At 69.6% G+C, this 17,582-nt stretch carries 14 protein-coding genes and 1 tRNA gene; 4 read left to right on the plus strand and 11 right to left on the minus strand.

What is annotated here, in order from left to right; translation table 11 throughout:
• Nucleotides 1-131: 131 nt before the first annotated feature.
• The 4 genes from ACLJQF_RS41700 to ACLJQF_RS41715 all read right to left on the minus strand — a co-directional run bounded on the left by ACLJQF_RS41700 (nucleotide 132) and on the right by ACLJQF_RS41715 (nucleotide 4,852).
• A complete protein-coding gene (locus tag ACLJQF_RS41700) occupies nucleotides 132-2,804 on the minus strand; it encodes a fibronectin type III domain-containing protein (protein WP_410615832.1) in 2,673 nt (890 codons plus the stop codon).
• A 106-nt stretch (nucleotides 2,805-2,910) separates the two neighbouring features.
• A complete protein-coding gene (locus ACLJQF_RS41705; RefSeq protein WP_410615833.1) occupies nucleotides 2,911-3,654 on the minus strand; it encodes a ferredoxin reductase in 744 nt (247 codons plus the stop codon).
• A complete protein-coding gene (locus tag ACLJQF_RS41710; RefSeq protein ID WP_410615834.1) occupies nucleotides 3,624-4,223 on the minus strand; it encodes a sulfite oxidase-like oxidoreductase in 600 nt (199 codons plus the stop codon). Before ACLJQF_RS41710 ends, ACLJQF_RS41705 begins: the two co-directional genes overlap by 31 nt.
• Before the next feature lie 29 nt (nucleotides 4,224-4,252).
• On the minus strand, nucleotides 4,253-4,852 hold the full coding sequence (locus ACLJQF_RS41715; RefSeq protein WP_410615835.1) for a pentapeptide repeat-containing protein: 600 nt from the start codon (nucleotides 4,850-4,852) through the stop codon (nucleotides 4,253-4,255).
• Between the two features lie 42 nt (nucleotides 4,853-4,894).
• On the opposite strand from ACLJQF_RS41715, the gene ACLJQF_RS41720 reads away from it, so the two are divergent.
• The 3 genes from ACLJQF_RS41720 (at nucleotide 4,895) to ACLJQF_RS41730 (ending at nucleotide 7,164) form a co-directional block, all read left to right on the plus strand.
• On the plus strand, nucleotides 4,895-5,803 hold the full coding sequence (locus ACLJQF_RS41720; protein WP_410615836.1) for an ornithine cyclodeaminase family protein: 909 nt from the start codon (nucleotides 4,895-4,897) through the stop codon (nucleotides 5,801-5,803).
• 205 nt (nucleotides 5,804-6,008) lie between these two features.
• Nucleotides 6,009-6,263 (plus strand): hypothetical protein, encoded by a 255-nt coding sequence (locus ACLJQF_RS41725; protein ID WP_360176040.1) that lies wholly within the window; start codon nucleotides 6,009-6,011, stop codon nucleotides 6,261-6,263.
• Between the two features lie 76 nt (nucleotides 6,264-6,339).
• Complete coding sequence (locus ACLJQF_RS41730) at nucleotides 6,340-7,164, plus strand: hypothetical protein (protein WP_410615837.1); 825 nt, start codon at nucleotides 6,340-6,342, stop codon at nucleotides 7,162-7,164.
• Between the two features lie 117 nt (nucleotides 7,165-7,281).
• Here ACLJQF_RS41730 and ACLJQF_RS41735 read toward each other — a convergent pair whose 3' ends face one another.
• From ACLJQF_RS41735 to ACLJQF_RS41760, 6 genes are all read right to left on the minus strand, one after another.
• On the minus strand, nucleotides 7,282-8,775 hold the full coding sequence (locus ACLJQF_RS41735; RefSeq protein WP_410615838.1) for a carboxylesterase/lipase family protein: 1,494 nt from the start codon (nucleotides 8,773-8,775) through the stop codon (nucleotides 7,282-7,284).
• Entirely contained in the window at nucleotides 8,775-10,196 is a 1,422-nt protein-coding gene (locus ACLJQF_RS41740; protein ID WP_410615839.1) for an ATP-binding protein, read from the minus strand. The genes ACLJQF_RS41735 and ACLJQF_RS41740 overlap by 1 nt, the downstream gene beginning before the upstream one ends.
• A complete protein-coding gene (locus ACLJQF_RS41745; RefSeq protein WP_410615840.1) occupies nucleotides 10,193-11,845 on the minus strand; it encodes an FAD-dependent oxidoreductase in 1,653 nt (550 codons plus the stop codon). Before ACLJQF_RS41745 ends, ACLJQF_RS41740 begins: the two co-directional genes overlap by 4 nt.
• Before the next feature lie 10 nt (nucleotides 11,846-11,855).
• Nucleotides 11,856-12,782, minus strand: a complete 927-nt coding sequence (locus ACLJQF_RS41750) for a ribonuclease Z (protein WP_410615841.1) — start codon at nucleotides 12,780-12,782, stop codon at nucleotides 11,856-11,858.
• Nucleotides 12,783-12,791: 9 nt separating this feature from the next.
• On the minus strand, nucleotides 12,792-13,364 hold the full coding sequence (locus ACLJQF_RS41755; protein WP_410615842.1) for an HdeD family acid-resistance protein: 573 nt from the start codon (nucleotides 13,362-13,364) through the stop codon (nucleotides 12,792-12,794).
• Between the two features lie 132 nt (nucleotides 13,365-13,496).
• Nucleotides 13,497-15,671 (minus strand): RICIN domain-containing protein, encoded by a 2,175-nt coding sequence (locus tag ACLJQF_RS41760; protein WP_410615843.1) that lies wholly within the window; start codon nucleotides 15,669-15,671, stop codon nucleotides 13,497-13,499.
• A gap of 270 nt (nucleotides 15,672-15,941) precedes the next feature.
• On the opposite strand from ACLJQF_RS41760, the gene ACLJQF_RS41765 reads away from it, so the two are divergent.
• Nucleotides 15,942-16,014: transfer RNA gene (locus ACLJQF_RS41765), tRNA-Ala, on the plus strand.
• 229 nt (nucleotides 16,015-16,243) lie between these two features.
• Here ACLJQF_RS41765 and ACLJQF_RS41770 read toward each other — a convergent pair.
• Entirely contained in the window at nucleotides 16,244-17,404 is a 1,161-nt protein-coding gene (locus tag ACLJQF_RS41770; protein WP_410615844.1) for a hypothetical protein, read from the minus strand.
• Nucleotides 17,405-17,582: the final 178 nt, after the last annotated feature.

The following is a 17,582-nucleotide window of genomic DNA, read 5'->3' on the forward strand; positions in this document are numbered from 1 at the left end:
CTCCCCCGCCCTCTCCGGGGGGCGTCCCCAGGTCCAGTCTATCGGGGGCGTCCGCCGCAGGCCGGGAAAGAGGACGATCAGGCTTCGTTGTCCACACGGTCGCCGAATTGTGGACAACGAAGCCGAACAGCTCAGGGGGCCGCCGTTGTGGCGGTGAACGTGGCCGCCGGGCCGGTCCCGGTGGCCGTGACCGCGGCGACCGTGAACGTGTAGGCCGTTGCCGGGTTCAAGCCGTCCACCACCCTGGTCATGCCCTTGATCGTCGGCTGGGTGACCAGGGCGTCGCGGCCCTGCACCGCGATGGTGCGGCCGTCGGACACGGTGATCAGGTAGCCCAGGACCGGGGTGTCGCCCGCCGCGGCCGGCGGGTTCCAGCGGATCGAGGCGGCCGTTGCGCTCGGCAGGGCCCGTGCGCTCGTCGGGATGCCCGGCAGCGCACCGGGTTTCGGGCCCGGGGTCACCGGCGCCGATGGCAGCGACGGCTCGCTCGTTCCGTACGCGTTGCGCGCCGCGACCGTCACCGTGTACGGCGTCCCGTCCGTCAAGCCGGGTACTTCCGCGTACGCGCGCTTCGCGAAGTCGGCCGCGGTCACCGTCGTCGAGTGCGTGCGGCCGCCGCCCGCCGCCGTCACCACGTAGTGCGTCACCGGGGCGTTGTTGAAGGCGAACGTCGGGTTCCAGGTCGCGTACAGCTTGCCCGCGACCGCGAACGTGCCGACCCGCGACGGGGCTTCGGCCGGGGCGCGGCCGCCGACCTGGCGGGTGAGCAGCCCTCGGTAGGCCGGTTCGAGGCCCGCGTTCGCGACGATCGCGGGCGGCGCGGCCGCCGGGTTCGGCAGGAGGTGGTTGCCGCGGGTGATCGCGCCCTTGTCGACCTTGTCGCGGTCGCCCTGTTCCCAGTAGTTGCCCTCGATCAGCGTCGGGTCGTTGTTGCCGAGGTCGTCGCGGTAGTCGACGTGCACCGTGCCGACGTTGAAGTACGCCGTGCCGTACAGGACGTTGCCGCGGACGGTCTCGTAGGTGTTGCCGTTGTCGGTGTAGACGCCCTTGCCGAGCCCCCACTGGCCGTGGATGACGTTGCCGGTGACCTTCTCGCCGTCGTCCAGGGAGCTGCCGGTGATGCCCTGGGTGTAGACGCCGCCGCCGTCGTCGAGCATCTGCATGTAGTCGAAGATCAGGTTGTCCGAGACGACGTTGTCGTGCGACAGGTTCGGCGTCGCGGCCCGCTTGATCTTGTCCGGCCAGCCGCCCCAGCCCACCGAGATCGCCGAGTAGCCGACGTGGTCGATCTGGTTGTGGGAGATGGTGTTCCGCACGGTGTAGCCGTCGACGATCGGCACGCCGCCGTGGAATTCGCGCGGCAGGCCGTAGAGGTGGTTGTCGGTGACCTGGACGTCCCGCACGACGTCGGCATCGGTGTCGGTGAGGGGTTTGTCGACGCCGCCGAGCTGCACGCCGTTGCCGGAGATGTCGGTGAAGATGTCGCCGCGTACCACTGATTCCTTGGTGCCGTCGATGAGGTCCAGCCCGGCACCGCCCAGGTGGGCGAACACGCTGTCGCTGAATTCGACGCGCCGGCCGTGCGAGACGGCGACGTTGGCCGGTTCCCGCGTCCACGAGGCGTACGGGCAGGTGCCGCCGGGCACGAACTGGCAGAGCCCCTGGACGGCCCAGCCGTCGCCGCCGGTGATCGTGTACCCCGCCTGGATTTCCGAGAACCCTTCGGGCGACGACGGCGTCAGCCAGGTCGCGTAGGAGTAGCGCAGGCCGCGGAAGGCGACGTCGTGGATCGGCGCGGCGGCCGTGCCCCGGGCGTCGAGGAGCTTCTCCAGCACCGGCATTTCGACGTCCGCGCGACGCAGGTCCTGGCCGGGCTTCGGCAGGTAGTAGACGACGCGGGCGGACCGGTCGAAGTACCACTCGCCCGGCGTGTCGAGCAGCTCGAAGGCGTTTTCGGCGTAGGTGGGGTGCCGCCCGTTGGTGAGGTCGGCCGGGCCGACCATGTTGACGCTGCGGCCCGGGATGTCCGGGAACAGCACGCGTTTCGTCGAGTTGTCCCAGCACGGGTTGGCCATGGTGATCGTCGTGCCCTCGGCGGCGGCGAGCGGGCAGCGCGGCTCGGTCCACTGGCCGAGACCGTCGCGCTGGATGTTCCACAGCGACTCCCCCGAGACGTACACGAACTCGACGTCCTTCGGGTTTCGCCAGTGGGCGAGCGTGTCCGCATCGGCCGTGTAGCCGGTGGCGGTGGCCTTGACGGTCACCGGCAGCGGACCGCGGGCGCGTTGTTCGCGGACACCGTCGACGTAGAGCTGCCGGGTGTTGTCCAGCCCGGCGGGCGCGGGCGCAGCGAACAGGCCCGGACGGCCCGGCACCGGTCCCCAGCCGGTCACCCGCACGCCGCCGTTCAGCTCGGTGTTGCCACTGCCGTGCTCGTTGACACTGCCGTGCTCGTCGACACTGCCCTGCCAGATGACGCGGTGACCGTTGCCACCGGAGTCCCGCGCGTCGAGCCGCAGTGGTGCGGCCAGCCGGAAGACGCCGGGCGCGAGGTGGACGGTGAGGTCCCGCTTGAGGTGCGGTGCGCGTTGCCGCACGAGGTCGCGGGCGCGGTCGAGCGTCCGGACGGGGTGCCCGGCGGAACCGGAGCCCCGGTCGGAGCCGCTGGGCGAGACGTAGACATCCCCGCCGGCGGCATCGGGGGTGGCCGCGGCCACCGGTCCGGTCGTGGCGAGCAAAGCGCCCGCGCCGAGCAGAACGGTCACCACGGTGCGGCGCCGCGTCGAGCCCCACTTGGTCAGCATGAGAGGAAAGATAGGATCTCTGGAGCGGCCTGTCGACAATTTCCCGCTCAGCGGGGCAGACAGTCACCTATTCATCGGATGCCTGCGTGGCATTCAGTCGCGGCTTTCAGTCGCGGCTGGGGCCGAACCGTTCCGTGCGGATGCGGTGCGGGTCGTGGCCGAGCGCGACCAGGATGTCCGCGACCGTCTCCACGAAGCCCGTCGGGCCGCAGACGAAGCACGATGCGCCGAACTCCGCCGGCCAGCCCGCCGTGTTGATCGTCGCCACGTCGATCCGGCGCGGTAGGCCCGGACGGCCTTCGGGCAGCTCACGCGTGAACACGTACGTCACGTCGACGCCCGCCACCGGCGTGCGCAGCTCGTCCGCGTAGTAGAGCTCTGCCGGGGTGCGCAGCGAGTAGATCAGCTTGAACGGCGTGCGGACGCCCGCCGCGCGGCGGGCGCGGATCATCGCCATCAGGGGGACGATGCCCGAGCCGCCCGCGATCAGCAGGACCGGCGCCGGGTCCGTCGGCCGCCAGGCGAACCAGCCGCCGATCGGGCCGCGGATCTCGACCGGGTCGCCGATCGCGTACGGGCCGGCGAGGTGCTCGGACACCTCACCGTCGGCGACGCGCTGCACCGTCAGCTCCACCCGGTCGCCGTCCGCGGGCCCCGCCAGGGAATAGCTGCGCTGCGCGCGGTAGCCGTCCGCGGCCGTGAGCCGGACGTCGACGTGCTGGCCCGCCAGGTGTCCCGGCCAGCCGGGCAGATCGAAGACGAGCGTGCGCGCCGTCGGTGTTTCGTCGCGGAAGCCGGCCAGGCGGGCGACCCGCCAGGCTAGTCGCCCTGATACCGCTGTTCGCGCCATGGATCCCCGTAGTCGTGGTAGCCGGCGTTCTCCCAGAAGCCCGGCTCGTCCCGGGTCTTCAGTTCCAGCCCGCGCACCCACTTCGCGGACTTCCAGAAGTACAGGTGCGGCACGAGCAGCCGCGCCGGACCGCCGTGCTCGGGCGTCAGCGGCTTGCCGCCGTACTCGTAGGCGATCCAGGCCTGGCCGTCGAGCAGGTCGGCCAGCGGCAGGTTCGTGGTGTACCCGCCGTAGGCGTGCACCATGACGTAGTCGGCCTCGGTGCCGAGCCCGCCGACCAGCGTGTCGATCGAAACGCCGCGCCAGCGAGTGTCCAGTTTGGACCACTGGGTGACGCAGTGGATGTCGACAGTGGGCTTCTCGCTGGGCAGGGCCATCAGCTCGGCCCAGCTCCAGGTGTGCTTCTCACCCGTCTCGGTGGTGACGGTGAACTCCCACGTTTCGGTGCGCACGCGCGGGGTCGGGCCCGCCGACAGCACCGGGAAGTCCTCGGCCAGGTACTGCCCGGGTGGCAGCCGCGGGTTCCCGCTGCGCGCCCGGCCCTGAAAACCCGGTGTCACCACACCCATGCGGCGCTCCCTTCCCGATCTCGACGAGCCTACGCCCGGACGTGCAGCCCCAGCGACGTGACGAGCACCGCAGCCTGTTCGGGTGACACGATCGCCCCGGTCAGCTCGGCGTTCAGCGGATCGAGCGCCGAGAGGTCACTGCCCCGCAGCTCGGCTTTCGGCAGCTTGACGGCGTGCAGGAGCGCGCCGGACAGGTCGACGTCGGCGAACACCGCGCCGGCGCAGTCCGCCCCGGTCAGGTCGGCCTCCCGCATCCGGACCCCCTGGAAGGTGACCGTCCGCAGGTCGGCGCCCGCGAGCCCGGCGAACGACCAGTCCCCGCCGGTGACCCGCAACGGCCGCAGCTCGCACTCGGTGAACGTGGCGCCGACGAGCTTGCACCCGGTGAATTCGGCGTCGAAGAAGGTGCACCGCTTGAAAACGCAGCCGGTGAACGCCGAGTCCGTGTGCTGCGACGCGTTGAAGCGCACGTTGCCGAACACGCAGTCGGTGAAGACCGAGTTCCGCGTGATCGCCTCCGAGAAGTCGACCTCGTGGAATTCGCACCGCACGTAGTGCCGCCCGGCGATCTCCTCCCCGTACCAGTCGTCGCGGACGAACCGCTGCTCCTCTTGCATGGCCTCGGACATGCCGCCAGGCTAGCGGCAGACCCGACGCCGGAGGGGCCGCGCATGCTCGACGCCGACGATGTCCGGAAGGCCGTGCCGATGCCGGCGGCGGTCGAAGCGGTGCGCGAGGCGTTCCTCGACCTCGCCGCCGGCCGTTTCGTGGTGCCGCAACGGTTGTCTTTCGCCGGAGCGACGACGCTCGTGATGACCGCCTGCCACACACCGTCGGCGACGACCGTGGTGAAGACGCTCAACCTGGCCCCCGGCCGGACACCGATGATCCTGGGCACGCTGGTCTGGAACACTGCCGCCGGCCAGGTGGTCGCCGACGCCGTCGAGGTCACGACACTGCGCACCGGCGCGGTGTCCGGCGTGGCCACGGACCTGCTCGCCCCGCCCTCGGCGAGCCGCCTGGCCCTGCTCGGCACCGGTGCCCAGGCCGCCGACCAGGTGCGTGCCGTGGCGGCGGTGCGACCGGTGCGTGACCTGGCGGTGTTCGGCCGGGACGTTCGGCGCGCCTCGGCGTTGGCAGAGCGGTTGCGGGCCGAGTTTCCGGAGATGGTGGTGCGGGTGGCTTCCAGCGCTCCCGACGCGGTGGCCGACGCCGAGGTCGTCTGTTGTGCTACTTCGTCCAGTACTCCTCTCTTTGCTGTCGACGACTTGCCGGAACGTGTTCACGTCAACGCGATCGGGTCGTATCTGCCTTCCATGCGGGAGCTTCCCGCGGAACTGCTCGGCACCGCCGGGTGCGTGGTGGTGGATCAGGTCGATGCTGTGCTGGAGGAGGCGGGCGAGGTGATCCACGCCGTGGGCGCCGGACTTCTCGATCGCGGGGAGCTGATCGAGCTGGGTTCGGCCTTGAGCCGGCCGCCGTCGGTTGGCGGACGGACCGTGTTCAAGTCCGTCGGGCTCGCCGTGCAGGACTGGGCTGTCGCCCGCCTGCTCGGCGAGGCGGCAGCGGTCCGCGGGTAGGAACGAGTACCGGGCACCCGGCACGCGCGCCTGGGTGGGCAAAAGTGGTCACTCGTTGCTCACAACCTGCGCCAAACCGGTATGCAGAGAGCAACAGAAGCGGCCGAACGGCGCAATCTCGGACTTGGAGCGTTTGATCTGTCACCCGATCCGGGAATTTCGGGGCATGTCTCCTTGGCGAACCACCACCAGACGGAACACGGCCGTGCGGGTCATCACGGCGATCGGCGCGATCTTCGCGGGGATCGAAGTTCTCTACATGATCATGGTGCTCGCCGGCGCGAATGCCGGCAACGCCTTCTTCCAGTTCATCAAGTCACTGGCCGTTCCTCTCGCGTTGTTCTGGCCCGGCTTGTTCCCGGTGGACAGCCCCAGCCTGGCCGTAATTCTCGACTTCGGCCTGGCCGCGGTGTTCTGGCTGGTCATCACCGGCATCATCGCCCGCTTCGCGGGCCGGTGACCGGAGGCGATCCGCTGGCTCTGGCGGGAACCACCCGCCGTCGCCGCCGCTGGTGTCCGTGGGCGACACTGGACGGATGAGCGACGGCAGGTGGTTCGACGGCTGGCCGCCGTGGCCGGAGCTGGCCGGGCTGGCCGCGGCCGGGCGTTCGCTGCTGCCGAACGTCCCGGTCACGCCGGCTGCCGTGGCGCGCACCGTCACCGAGCAGCTCGTCGGACGCAGGCTGACCGCGAAGGTGGGTGACCGCGAAGTCGGCCTCACCCTCGCCCAGCTCGACTACCCGGCCGACAGCCTGCGGCTGGCCACCGGACGCATCGGCGACGTCCGGATCGTCGCCGAGGACGTCGAGTGGCCGGAGCCCGAAGACGGCGGCGAGCCCGGAAGTATCCTGCTTCGCCGCGTCACCGTGCTCGCCGAAGACGTCCGCCTCCGCTCGCTGCCCACGCCGGCCGCCAAACCCGCGCGGGTGCAGCTGGCGATCGCGGTCTCCGCCGACGTGCTGCGGGACCGGGTGGCGAAAGCCCGCCCCGGGATCGTCGCGACCCCGGCCGAAGACGGCCTGTTGCGGATCCACTGGGCCAAGCGGCCGCACTGGGGCCACCTGACCCTCCGCCCGCAGGTGGCGGACGACGGCGTGCTGCTCGTGCCGCAGACCCTCCACATCGGACAGCGACAGCTGCGGCCGCCCCGCCGATTCCAGCCGATCGTGCTTCCCCTGCCGGAACTACCGCCCGGCCTGAAACTGACGAAGGTGGAGCCGCGGCACGACGAGCTCGTGCTGCACACAGTGGCGGAGGAATGGCCGGAACGCCTTTCCCGCATTCCCCTACCGGACCTCCTGAGCTGGCTGACCACCGCGGCAATGACCCTGACCCTGCCGAAACTCGGTGCACGTCCATAGCTTTCCCTTTCGTTGCCGTGAGCCGGAAGTGGCTCACAACAACCAAGCTACTCGAACGCGCGTTCGAACACATCACTCACACGGGTACACCCATAAAACCCTTGTGCAGCAGGGAAATCAGGCGAACGGGAACCAGGTCCCCGAAGACCACTCCGCGACGCCCCAGGCCGCCCGCTCGTCCGCCCGCGGATCGAGCACCAGGTCCGTGTCGTCGCGAAACACCATGACCGGCCGCAATTCCGGCCCGTACAGCGGCCATTCGGGTCCGTCGGCCGACGCGACGCCGTCACGCACGAACCCCGCCCAGCAGCGGTGGATGAGCAGAGCCGCCCGCTCGCGCGCGGGATTCACGGCAGTTCCCTGTGCCGCCAACGGAAGTGGAACCTTCCACGCCATCGTGGTCTCGGTCCCGTGGCCGCCGTCGAGCTGCTCGGGCACCCCGGGCGCGGCGATGTCGATCCGGTAGCGGTAGACGGGAGCGTGCGCGGACTGGGCGTCGGCGAGCCGCTGCGTCGGGATGCCGTACCGCTCGTCGCCCATGGCGGCAATTCGAGCGGCTTTGAGGTCGGGCACGCGGCGAAGATACGTCTCGAGCAGCCGCGAAGCGCCCGAATCGCCGAGGATGCTCGCGAGAACACCCGAAGCCGGCGCGGTGGCGACGTCGTCGCCGAGCATCATCGCGTACGTGCTGCCTTCGTTGCTGTTGCAGCCGACCAGCAGCGGGATCCCCGCCGCGCTCCCCCGCCGGATCGGCCCGATCGGCACCTCGGGCAGCACGCGCGGATGCAGCGTCGGGCGCCAGAGCCACAGCGCCTGGAACCCGCTCAGGATCCGTTCCTGCGCCTCGACGAACTCCTTGGCCGGCAGTGACCTCAAAGCAGCGACGTCGTGGCAGCCGACCTCGTCCAGCAGGCGCCGCGCCAGCGCCGTCCCGGCCTCCGGCGTCGCGACGTGGTCGGCGCCGCCGGAACTGCTGATGGCCTGCGCGAACAACCCCGCCCCCAGCGGGCTGCCCAGCAGGTTCCCGACGCTCTTCGCGCCGGCCGAAACGCCGTACACGGTGATCCGCGCGGGATCCCCGCCGAACGCGGAGATGTTGCGGCGCACCCACTTCAAGGCCTCGACCTGATCGAGCAAGCCGCACACGCCGGCGTCCAGTTCGGACTCGCCGAAGATCCCGCCGAGGTGCAGGAAGCCGAGCGAGCCGAGCCGGTAGTTGATCGTGACCACGACGATCCCCGCCCGCACGAACTCCTCGCCGTCCCCCAGCTGCTCGCCGTGTCCGACGCGGTAACCGCCGCCGTGCAGCCAGAACAGCACCGGCCAGCCGCCCTCCGGCGCAGGCCCCTCGGGCGTGCACACGTTGAGGTACAGGCAGTCCTCGTCGCAGACGGCGGTCGGGTTCATCGGGTCCGGCGACTGCATCGCGTGCGGGCCGTACTCGGTGGCCACGTGCACGCCGCCGGACAGCGACGGCGGCTGCGGTGCCTTCCACCGCAGCTCGCCGACCGGCGGGCGGGCGTACGGGATCCCGCGCCAGACGCGGACGCCGTCACCCGCCAGCCCGACCAGCGCCCCGAGTTCAGTGGTGACCGTCGGGACGGAAGCCATCAGAGCGAGGCCTGCTCGACCGTCGGCAGGCAGACTTCGAACCGGGTGTTCCCGGGCTCGGATTCGACGCGCAGGTCGCCCTGGTGCCGTTCGACGACGATCTTCCACGAGATGTCCAGGCCCAGCCCGGTGCCCTCGCCGACCGGCTTGGTCGTGAAGAACGGCTCGAAGATCCGCGGCTTGATGTCCGCGGGGATGCCCGGCCCGGTGTCGCGGACCTCGATCCGGATCTGGTCGTCGACGCGCCACGTGCGCAGCGTCAGCGTGCCCTCGCCCTTCATCGCGCCGAGGGCGTTGTCGATGATGTTCGTCCAGACCTGGTTCAGCTCGGCCGGGTACGCCGGGATCTTCGGCAGGCTGCGGTCGTACTCCTTGACGACGCGGACGCCGCCGCCGATCTTGCCGGACAGCATCACGAGCGTGGAGTCGAGGCCGTCGTGGACGTCGACCCACTGGTGCGGCGCCCGGTCCATCTGCGAGTACTGCTTGGCCTTGCCGACCAGCGCGGAGATCCGGGTCGTGGAGTCCTCGATCTCGCCCATCAGCATCTCGGTTTCGAGCGCGTAGGCGAGCCAGCGGACGGCGCCGTCGATGAAGGTGTCGCCGACCTGCTCGGCAACGTTGTCCAGGTCGGCCGTGGTCAGCCCGGCACGGACGTAGATGTCGGCGAGGTCCCAGCCGCCGTCGATGCCGCGCTCGTCGAACCAGTCGCCGATCTCGTCCTCGCGGTCGGCCTGCTGCATCGCGGTCAGCTTTTCGGCCTGCGCGACCTGCTTGACCAGGCGTTCCTGGACGTCGATGAGCTGGTAGAGCAGCTCCGGGTCGATGTCCTTCTTGGCCAGGAAGGCGAGCTTGTGCCGCATCCCGGCGACGCGTTCGCGCAGGGCGGACGTCGCCCGGACCGCGGCCGCCGCCGGGTTGTTCAGCTCGTGCGTCAGGCCGGCCGAGAGCTCGCCGAGCGCCAGCAGCCGGCGACGCGAGCCGATCACCGTGTCGCTGTTGCGCCAGCCGAGGTACATGCCTTCCAGCAGGTGCGTCGCCATCGGGAACCACTTGCGGAACTCGACGGAGAACTCCTTCGACGGCAGCGCGAGCAACGTGACGTCGGAGAGCGCGCGCACCGTGGTGCCGAACGTGTGCTCGCCTTCTTGGTGCACGAAGAACTGCGTCGCACCGAAGTAGGCGCCGCGCTGGTCGGACCGGTTGGTCTCCACCTCGGTGCCGCTGACCATGCGCGTCATCCGGATGGCGCCGCCGAGCAGGACGTAGAAGCAGGTCGCCTCGCCGCCCTCGTTGATGATCGTCGAGTCGCCCTCGTACTCTTCGAGCACGGCGTTGGCGGCCACCCAGTCGAGTTGGTCCTCGGAAAGGTGTTCGAACAGGAAGAGGCCGCGAAGCTCTTCCCGCGGCAGTGCGCTCATTGTTCCTCCAGGTACCGGTGTACCAGCGTCACGGCCATCGCGCCCTCGCCGACCGCGGACGCCACCCGCTTGACCGACTGCGACCGCACGTCACCGGCCACGAACACGCCCGGGATCGACGATTCGAGGTAGTGCGGGTCACGGTCGAGCGGCCAGCCCGCCGGCCGCTGCCCGGCGCTCAGGAGGTCCGGCCCGGTGCACACGAAGCCGTGCTCGTCGCGGTGGATGGTGTCGCCGAGCCAGTCGGTGCGCGGGGCGGCGCCGATGAAGATGAACAGGTGGCCGCTCTCGACCGTCTCGGTGACGCCGTTCTCGCACAGCGTGATCCGCTCGAGGTGGCCGTCGCCGTGCACCTGCTTGACCGTGGTGTGCGTGCGGACGTGGATGTTCCCGATGCCCGCGATCTGCTCGATCAGGTAGTGCGACATCGACGACTCCAGCGAGGCGCCGCGCACCAGGATCGTGACGTCGCTGGCGTGCTTGGCGAAGAACACCGCGGCCTGCCCGGCGGAGTTGGCGCCGCCGACGATGTAGACGTGCTCGCCCTTGCACTCGGGCGCCTCGGTCGCGGCCGAGCCGTAGTAGACGCCGCGGCCGCTCAGCTCCTCGATGCCCTCGGCGTCCAGGGCGCGGTAGTTGACGCCGCTGGCGAGGATCACCGAGTGCGCGGCGATCTCGCTGCCGTCGCCGAAGGTGATCACCCGAGACGAGCCGCGGGCCTCCAGGCCGACGACGTCCCGCGCGGTCAGCACCTCGGCGCCGAACTTCTGCGCCTGGCGCCGCGCCCGGTCGGTCAGCTGCGCGCCCGACACGCCGTCCGGGAAGCCGAGGTAGTTCTCGATGCGCGAACTGGTGCCGGCCTGGCCGCCGGTGGCCTTCTTCTCGACGAGCACCGTGCGCAGGCCTTCGGAAGCGCCGTACACCGCGGCGCCGAGGCCGGCCGGGCCGCCGCCGATGACGACGAGGTCGTAGAACTCCTGCGCCGGCCGGGTCGACAAGCCGACCGCGTCGGCGATCTCGCTGCCGGTCGGGTTCTTGAGGACGGTGCCGTCCGGGGTGACGACCACCGGGATGTCCTTGTCGGTCGCCTCCGCGGCCTGCAGGATCCGGCAGCCCTCGTCGTCGTCGACCGAGTACCAGCGGTACGGGACCGCGTTGCGCGCGAGGAAGTCGCGCAGGTGGAACGACGGCGAGTTGTAGCGGTGGCCGATGAGCTTGACCTCTTCGACCGGCCTGTCGCCGACCGCTTTCCAGGTCTCGACCAGGGCGTCGATCACCGGGTAGAGCTTCTCCTCCGGCGGGTCCCACGGCTTGAGCAGGTAGTGGTCGACGTCGACGACGTTGATCGCCTGGATCGCGGCGTCGGTGTCGGCGTAGGCGGTCAGCAGGGCGCGGCGGGCGTGCGGGAACAGGTCCATCGCCTTCTCGAGGAAGGCGATCCCGTCCATCTGCGGCATCCGGTAGTCGGCGAGGATCGCCGCGACGGCGTCGCCGCGCAGCTTGATCTCGCGCAGCGCGTCGAGGGCGTCCGGGCCGGAGTCGGCGCGGATGACGCGGTAGTCCTTCCCGTAGCGCCGGCGCAGGTCACGGGCGACCGAGCGGGACACGGCGGGGTCGTCGTCGACGGTCATCAGGATCGGCTGGCTCACGAGATGCAGCCTACGGCTCGCGGGGGCCGGGAGGCGAAGACCGTCTTTTCGGCACCTGGACCCGCTCCAGGTCCTGGGCCACGACGATCTCGCCGTCGAACTCGGCCCGTGCCTCCGCCGCGAAGCGCTCCGGATCGGGGTAGCGCTGCGAGAAGTGGGTCAGGACGAGCTGCCGGACGCCGGACTCGGCGGCCACCCGCGCGGCCTGCTGTGCGGTCAGGTGACCGAAGTCGCGCGCGAGGCCGGCGTCCTCGGCCAGGAACGTCGACTCGATCACGAGCGTGTCGGCGTTTTCGCTGAGGGCGTAGACCGCATCGCACAGGCGGGTGTCCATCACGAACGCGAACCGCTGGCCCGGCCGCGGCGCGCTGACGTCTTCCAGTTTCGTGCTTCCCAGGCGGCCCTCTCGCTGGAGCCGGCCGACGTCCGGGCCCGCGATGCCGCGTTCCCGCAGTTTTTCCGGCAGCATCGTGCGGCCGTCCGGCTCGGTCAGCCGGTAGCCGAACGCCTCGACCGGGTGGCTCAGGCGCCTCGCCTCGAGGGCGACCTTCCCGGTGGCGATCGGGCCGTCCTCGGTGATCGGGTGTTCCCGCAGGTCGGCCTGCTCGTAGAACGCCGTCGCGTGCCGCATCCGCTCGAAGTAGTGCGCGCCGGAGGCCGGGAAGTGAGCGTGCACCGGGTGGCTGACCTTGTCCAGGGACAGCCGCTGGATCACGCCGGGCAGGCCGAGGCTGTGGTCGCCGTGGAAGTGCGTGATGCAGATGCGCGTGATGTCCGTGGCCGCCACGCCCGCCCGCAGCATCTGGCGCTGGGTGCCTTCGCCGGGGTCGAAGAGGATGCCCTCGCCGTCCCAGCGCAGGAGGTAGCCGTTCTGGTTGCGGTGGCGCGTGGGCACCTGGCTCGCGGTGCCCAGCACCACCAGTTCGCGGGTCGACACTCCCGCACGCTACTCAGTTTGCGCGTCTCCCGTTCCCAGCTTGCGCAGCCGGAAGGCCAGCACCAGCAGCACGATGCCGTAGATGAGGGCGTAGATGCCGACGAGCAGCGCGATGCCGTACGCGCCGGCGATCGGGTTGATCACGATGAGGACGCCCGCTATCAGCGAGATCGCGCCGGCCAGGATGAGGAAGGCCTCGCCCTGGATCTGCTTGCGCAGCCGGATCGCCGCGGCGATCTCGGCGATGCCGGTGATGATCGCCCAGAAGCCGACCAGCAGGGCCAGCAACAGGACGGTGATGCCGGGCCAGACCAGGACGAGGATCCCGGCGACGATGCCGAGTGCGCCGAGGACGCCGTAGGCCACCCGGTGGCCGGTGTCACCCGGGCGGAACGCCTGCATCAGGGCGCCGATGCCGTCGACAATCGCGTACGCGCCGTACAGGATCGCCAGGACGAGCACGGTGGCGCCGGGCCAGATTAGCGCCAACAGCCCGAAGAGCACGGCGAATCCGCCGCGGACGGCGGCGATCGGCCAGGCTTTGCGGGGTTCGACGACGGTGAACGCTGCGAAAGAGGTCATCTGCCGCTCCCGGATCTAGGGACTCCCAGTATCGCGACAATTACCCCGTCCGGCTCCCGGAACACCCCGTTCGGGCGTATCCACAAAGGACCGGCGTGCGCCGCGGCCGCCACCACGGCGCACGCCGGTTGCTCAGGGGTAACTCACCAGGTTGACGGCCTTGGTCCCGGACGGGGTCGCCGGACCGGTGTTGTTGATCACGTGCGTGATCGTGCCCTGGTAGTTGAGCGACACGGTCACCATGTCGTGGAACCGGACACCCGGCGTGTTCGGCGCCTCGTACGCATGCGCGCTGGCGACGGACGGGTTGGTGCTGAAGTAGCAGTAGCTGCCCAGCCCCCACGCTTCGTGACTGGTCACGTTCGGCCCCACCTTGTAGGCGGAGAAGCCCGGCGTCGAGCCGTTCATCCAGCTCGCCTGGTTCGGCACGTCGTAGGGCATCTCGTTCTGGAAGAAGTAGGTGCGGCCGCCGTTGCCGTTCCAGACCACCTGCGTCTTCTGGTAGTGCTCGACGAAGAGGCCGTACATCGTGACGTCGTTGCCGTTGACGATGAGCCCGGTGTCGGCGGTGTTGGTGGTCCAGCCGACGTACTCGTTGCGCTCGGCGTGGTCGGCGCGCCAGATCCACATGTGGTCGCCGATCACGTTGCTGCTGTTGACGACCAGGCTGTTCGTCGCCTTGCCGACGGCGGCGCCGCCGATCCGGAAGAACACGTCGTGCAGCGACGTCGGGTTCGCCGCGTGGTTCGCGGCCGAGCCGGCCGGGCCGACCTGCATGAGCGTGTTCGAGCTGGTCGTGCCGGCGTCGACCAGCAGGCCGGCGAGCTTGACGCCGTCGACGTCGTCGACGGTCATCGCGGTGATGCCGTTGTCCGGGATCAGCGTGGCGATGCCGAGGCCGAGCACGACGGTGTCCGGCCGGGTGACGCGCAGCGTCTGGTTCAGGTGGTAGACACCGGGCGTGACCAGCAGGTTCTTGCCCGCGGCGAGCGCGGCGTTCAGGTCCGCGGCGGTGGCGCCGGGCTTGGCGATGTAGAACTGGTCGATCGGCAGCGACGTCCCCGGCGCGGTGCCGTTCGCCCAGCTCGTGCCGGACGCGTTGGTCTTGATGCCCGGGACGAAGACCTGGTAGTTGCCCGCGCCGTCGAGGTAGAGGAACGGCTTCTCCCGCACGACCGGCGTCTGGGCGACCGTCGTGTAGGGCGGCGTCGGGAAGCTGCTGGCGGGCGCGCCCTGGACCCCGGCGAAGACCATGTTCCAGTTCGAGCCGTTCCAGCTGCCGAACTGCGAGTTGCGGGAGATCCACTGCTGCTGTGAGCCGGACCGGACCTGGCCGTCGATCTTCGTGTCGGAGATCCAGCCGCCACTGGCCCAGCCGCCGTCGTCGAGCTGCAGATCGCCGCGGACGTGCATCCGGCGGTAGGGCGCGGCCTGGCTGACCGCCCAGCGGTCTGCGCCCCCGTTCGGGGTCACGGACAGGTTTTCCGCGCCGCGCCAGAAGTTCTGGGTGGCGTTCTGCGGCGGGAACCAGTCGGCCTCGACGTGCACGGCGCCGTTGACGGTGACGGCGTCCGGGCTCAGGCCGAGGCCCAGCACCTGCGTGTAGAAGCCGACGTTGACGTCGTTGGCGTAGGTGCCCGGCTTGAACATCACGGCGTAGCGCTGGCTGCCGAACTGGTTGCGTTCCTGCTGGGAGAAGATGCTGTTGAGCCGGGTTTGGATGGTCGAGCTCGGCATGGACGGGTCGAAGATCACCACGTTCGGCCCGAAGTCGGGCTGACCGGGCTGGCTCGTGTTCACGGGGGTCAGCATGAAGGACTGGGCCGCGGTGCCGTTGCAGGTGTACTGCTGAAGCTGCACGTCGGCGGTGGAGGCGCCGGGCACGTCGAGGCACTTCCCGCTGTTGCGGCTGACGAAGTGGTACCGGCCGTTCCCTTCGTCGACGGCCTGCCACTGCTGGTTGGCGCCGCCTCCGTAGGTCCAGAGCTGGACGAGCCCGCCATCGGCGGTCGAGACGTTGGTGACGTCCCAGGCAGCGGCCGGGTTGGTCCGGGTGTTGATCCGGAAGTAGCCGTCGCCGGTGGCCTGGAACTGCCACTGCTGCGAGGCGGTCTGATTGCAGGCGTACTGCTGGACGACGGTCCCGTCGGCAGTGCCCGCAGCTCGGGCATCGACGCACTTCCCGCTGTTCGCGGCGGCGATGGTGTACCACCCGTCCGGGGTCACGGCGGCCTCCGCCGTGGTTACTGCGCTTCCGACCAGGACCGACGCTGCCGCAAGCAGCGTCATCACCCGCCGTCTCGTCATCGAAGCCTCCTCTGCCGCACACGCGGCGTCATCGAGAGGTGTGCCCGGTTTTGAAGACGCGGCGTAACGGGCGGGGACCTCGGCGTCACAACCGCGCAAAATGTAACGGCGGCCACAGTGGAACGTCAATACAAGACTAAAAATAAGGTGTGAATGTGCTGGTCAGCGGGTTGCTGGTTGCGTGGCGGGGCTGTGAGGACCCCCGCGCGAAGGGCGTCCGGGGCGGGTGTAATGTATGGGCATACGAGATGCGGAGTTCAGCTTCGCCTCGGGGCTATGGCGCAGCTGGTAGCGCACCTCACTGGCAGTGAGGGGGTCAGGGGTTCGAGTCCCCTTAGCTCCACAGTGACGAAACACCGCCCACCGGGACAGAAGTTCCAGGTTGGGCGGTTTTTTCGTTGCGGCGGATCTTGAGTTTCGTCAAGAAGAAGTTCAGCTACCGGCCGGTAGCTGGGGCAAAACTGGGGCACCGGACCGATGGCGGCGAAATGGGGTCACGAAAAGTGCCCCAGTAGCGTTCCCCGGACAGGTAGATCACCAGAGGTACTTCATCAGGCGGCGCATCCCGCCCGTCAGCGCTCGTGCTGGAGCGCCTCGGGTAGTCCGTACGCCCCGACATCGGCCAGCTTGTCCACGACGTCGAGACATCTGTCACGCATTGCCGCGTCACCTTGCCGGTAGAGCCGAAGCACGACGGTGACTATGTCCCGGCTGACGGCAGCGGCGGCCCTACTCAGATCACCGAGTTCGACACCAGCGTGCTCGACGGCGCGTTCGCAGGCGATGATTGTGGTCGAGGGCAGCAGTCTCAGGCTTCGCTCGAGCGCGCGGAAGAGGTCACCGAAGTGGTCCGGGAAAGCTCGGCTAGCCGCAAACGCCGCCACGACGCGTTCACTGATCGAGGCCGAGTCAGGCTCGTGGAGGACCCGGATCGCTGCTGCGGCCGCCTTGCGAACTTCTGGGTCCTCATCGTCGAATAGCCCCAGAAGCATGTCGGGGGCGAGGTGCGGCGCAGTGGCCAGGGTTTGCGCAGCCCCCTGCCGCGCCTGGACAGGCAAGTCGGTGACGTCGGAAGGGCATGCCGCCGGCACCAGGTCGTTTAACAACGCGTTAGCCCAGATGTGGCCGGCCCTCGCTGCGATAGGGTCTTCCTCTTCGAGCGCACGGTTGAGGTACCGAGAGAAGCGAGTGCCTGAACGGTAGATCGCGTATGTCAATAGCCGGTTAGCTGCGTTCGAATGGTGAATCTCGATGGCGCTCGTGGCGAACAGAGAATCAGCGATATCGAGCGCCTGCTCCAGATGGCTGTTAAACAGCGCCAAGACCGGACGAGTGGCTTCCGCGCGGACAGACAGGATCGGATCCGCTGCAAGCTCCGCCACGATCGGGAGCAGCCGAGTTGCATGAGTGCCGTCAGCGAAGAGAATCTGACCGATGGCCGCAGCGGCAACTCCTCGGGTCGAGTTCATCCCCTCCGTTGCCAGGCCGAACTCGTCGTCGGGCCTTCGGCCCGCCCGTTCCACCGCGGGATCGGCTGCACGAGCGTAGTGCTCGAGCAGGCCGATCAGCGCGTCCGCAGCACCGGACGGCCCGATGCCATGCAGGTCGAGCAGCGTGCTGCCGCGGGCGATCACCAGCTCGCGAAGATCTCTGTCCGCGGCCTTGGTCTTCTTGTCGATGGTCTCCAGTTCCGCGATCAGTTCGACCGCCAGCGGGCGGCGGGTCTTGCCCACGACCGCCGGCTGAGCCGACGACGTCCTGACTCGATCCGTCGTCCTGGCCGCGTCCGATACTGCGTTGCCGCTCTCTGCCCGCCGTTTCTGCCGATGAGCGGATGTTCGGCGCCACGAGCGGCCTCGTACAGCGGGATCGCTCGCCCCAGACGACCCACCGCTCAGTAGGCGTAGGCCA

This window comes from Amycolatopsis sp. lyj-109, from assembly GCF_046548995.1.
Lineage (GTDB): Bacteria > Actinomycetota > Actinomycetes > Mycobacteriales > Pseudonocardiaceae > Amycolatopsis.

What these genes read in the sequence shown, in the direction of transcription:
- ACLJQF_RS41720 (WP_410615836.1), top strand. Translation starts at nt 4,895, where the DNA reads ATGCTCGACGCCGACGATGTCCGGAAGGCCGTGCCGATGCCGGCGGCG.
- ACLJQF_RS41760 (WP_410615843.1), bottom strand. Translation starts at nt 15,671, where the DNA reads ATGACGAGACGGCGGGTGATGACGCTGCTTGCGGCAGCGTCGGTCCTG.
- ACLJQF_RS41735 (WP_410615838.1), bottom strand. Translation starts at nt 8,775, where the DNA reads ATGGCTTCCGTCCCGACGGTCACCACTGAACTCGGGGCGCTGGTCGGG.
- ACLJQF_RS41705 (WP_410615833.1), bottom strand. Translation starts at nt 3,654, where the DNA reads ATGGCGCGAACAGCGGTATCAGGGCGACTAGCCTGGCGGGTCGCCCGC.
- ACLJQF_RS41700 (WP_410615832.1), bottom strand. Translation starts at nt 2,804, where the DNA reads ATGCTGACCAAGTGGGGCTCGACGCGGCGCCGCACCGTGGTGACCGTT.
- ACLJQF_RS41715 (WP_410615835.1), bottom strand. Translation starts at nt 4,852, where the DNA reads ATGTCCGAGGCCATGCAAGAGGAGCAGCGGTTCGTCCGCGACGACTGG.
- ACLJQF_RS41740 (WP_410615839.1), bottom strand. Translation starts at nt 10,196, where the DNA reads ATGAGCGCACTGCCGCGGGAAGAGCTTCGCGGCCTCTTCCTGTTCGAA.
- ACLJQF_RS41755 (WP_410615842.1), bottom strand. Translation starts at nt 13,364, where the DNA reads ATGACCTCTTTCGCAGCGTTCACCGTCGTCGAACCCCGCAAAGCCTGG.
- ACLJQF_RS41730 (WP_410615837.1), top strand. Translation starts at nt 6,340, where the DNA reads ATGAGCGACGGCAGGTGGTTCGACGGCTGGCCGCCGTGGCCGGAGCTG.
- ACLJQF_RS41710 (WP_410615834.1), bottom strand. Translation starts at nt 4,223, where the DNA reads ATGGGTGTGGTGACACCGGGTTTTCAGGGCCGGGCGCGCAGCGGGAAC.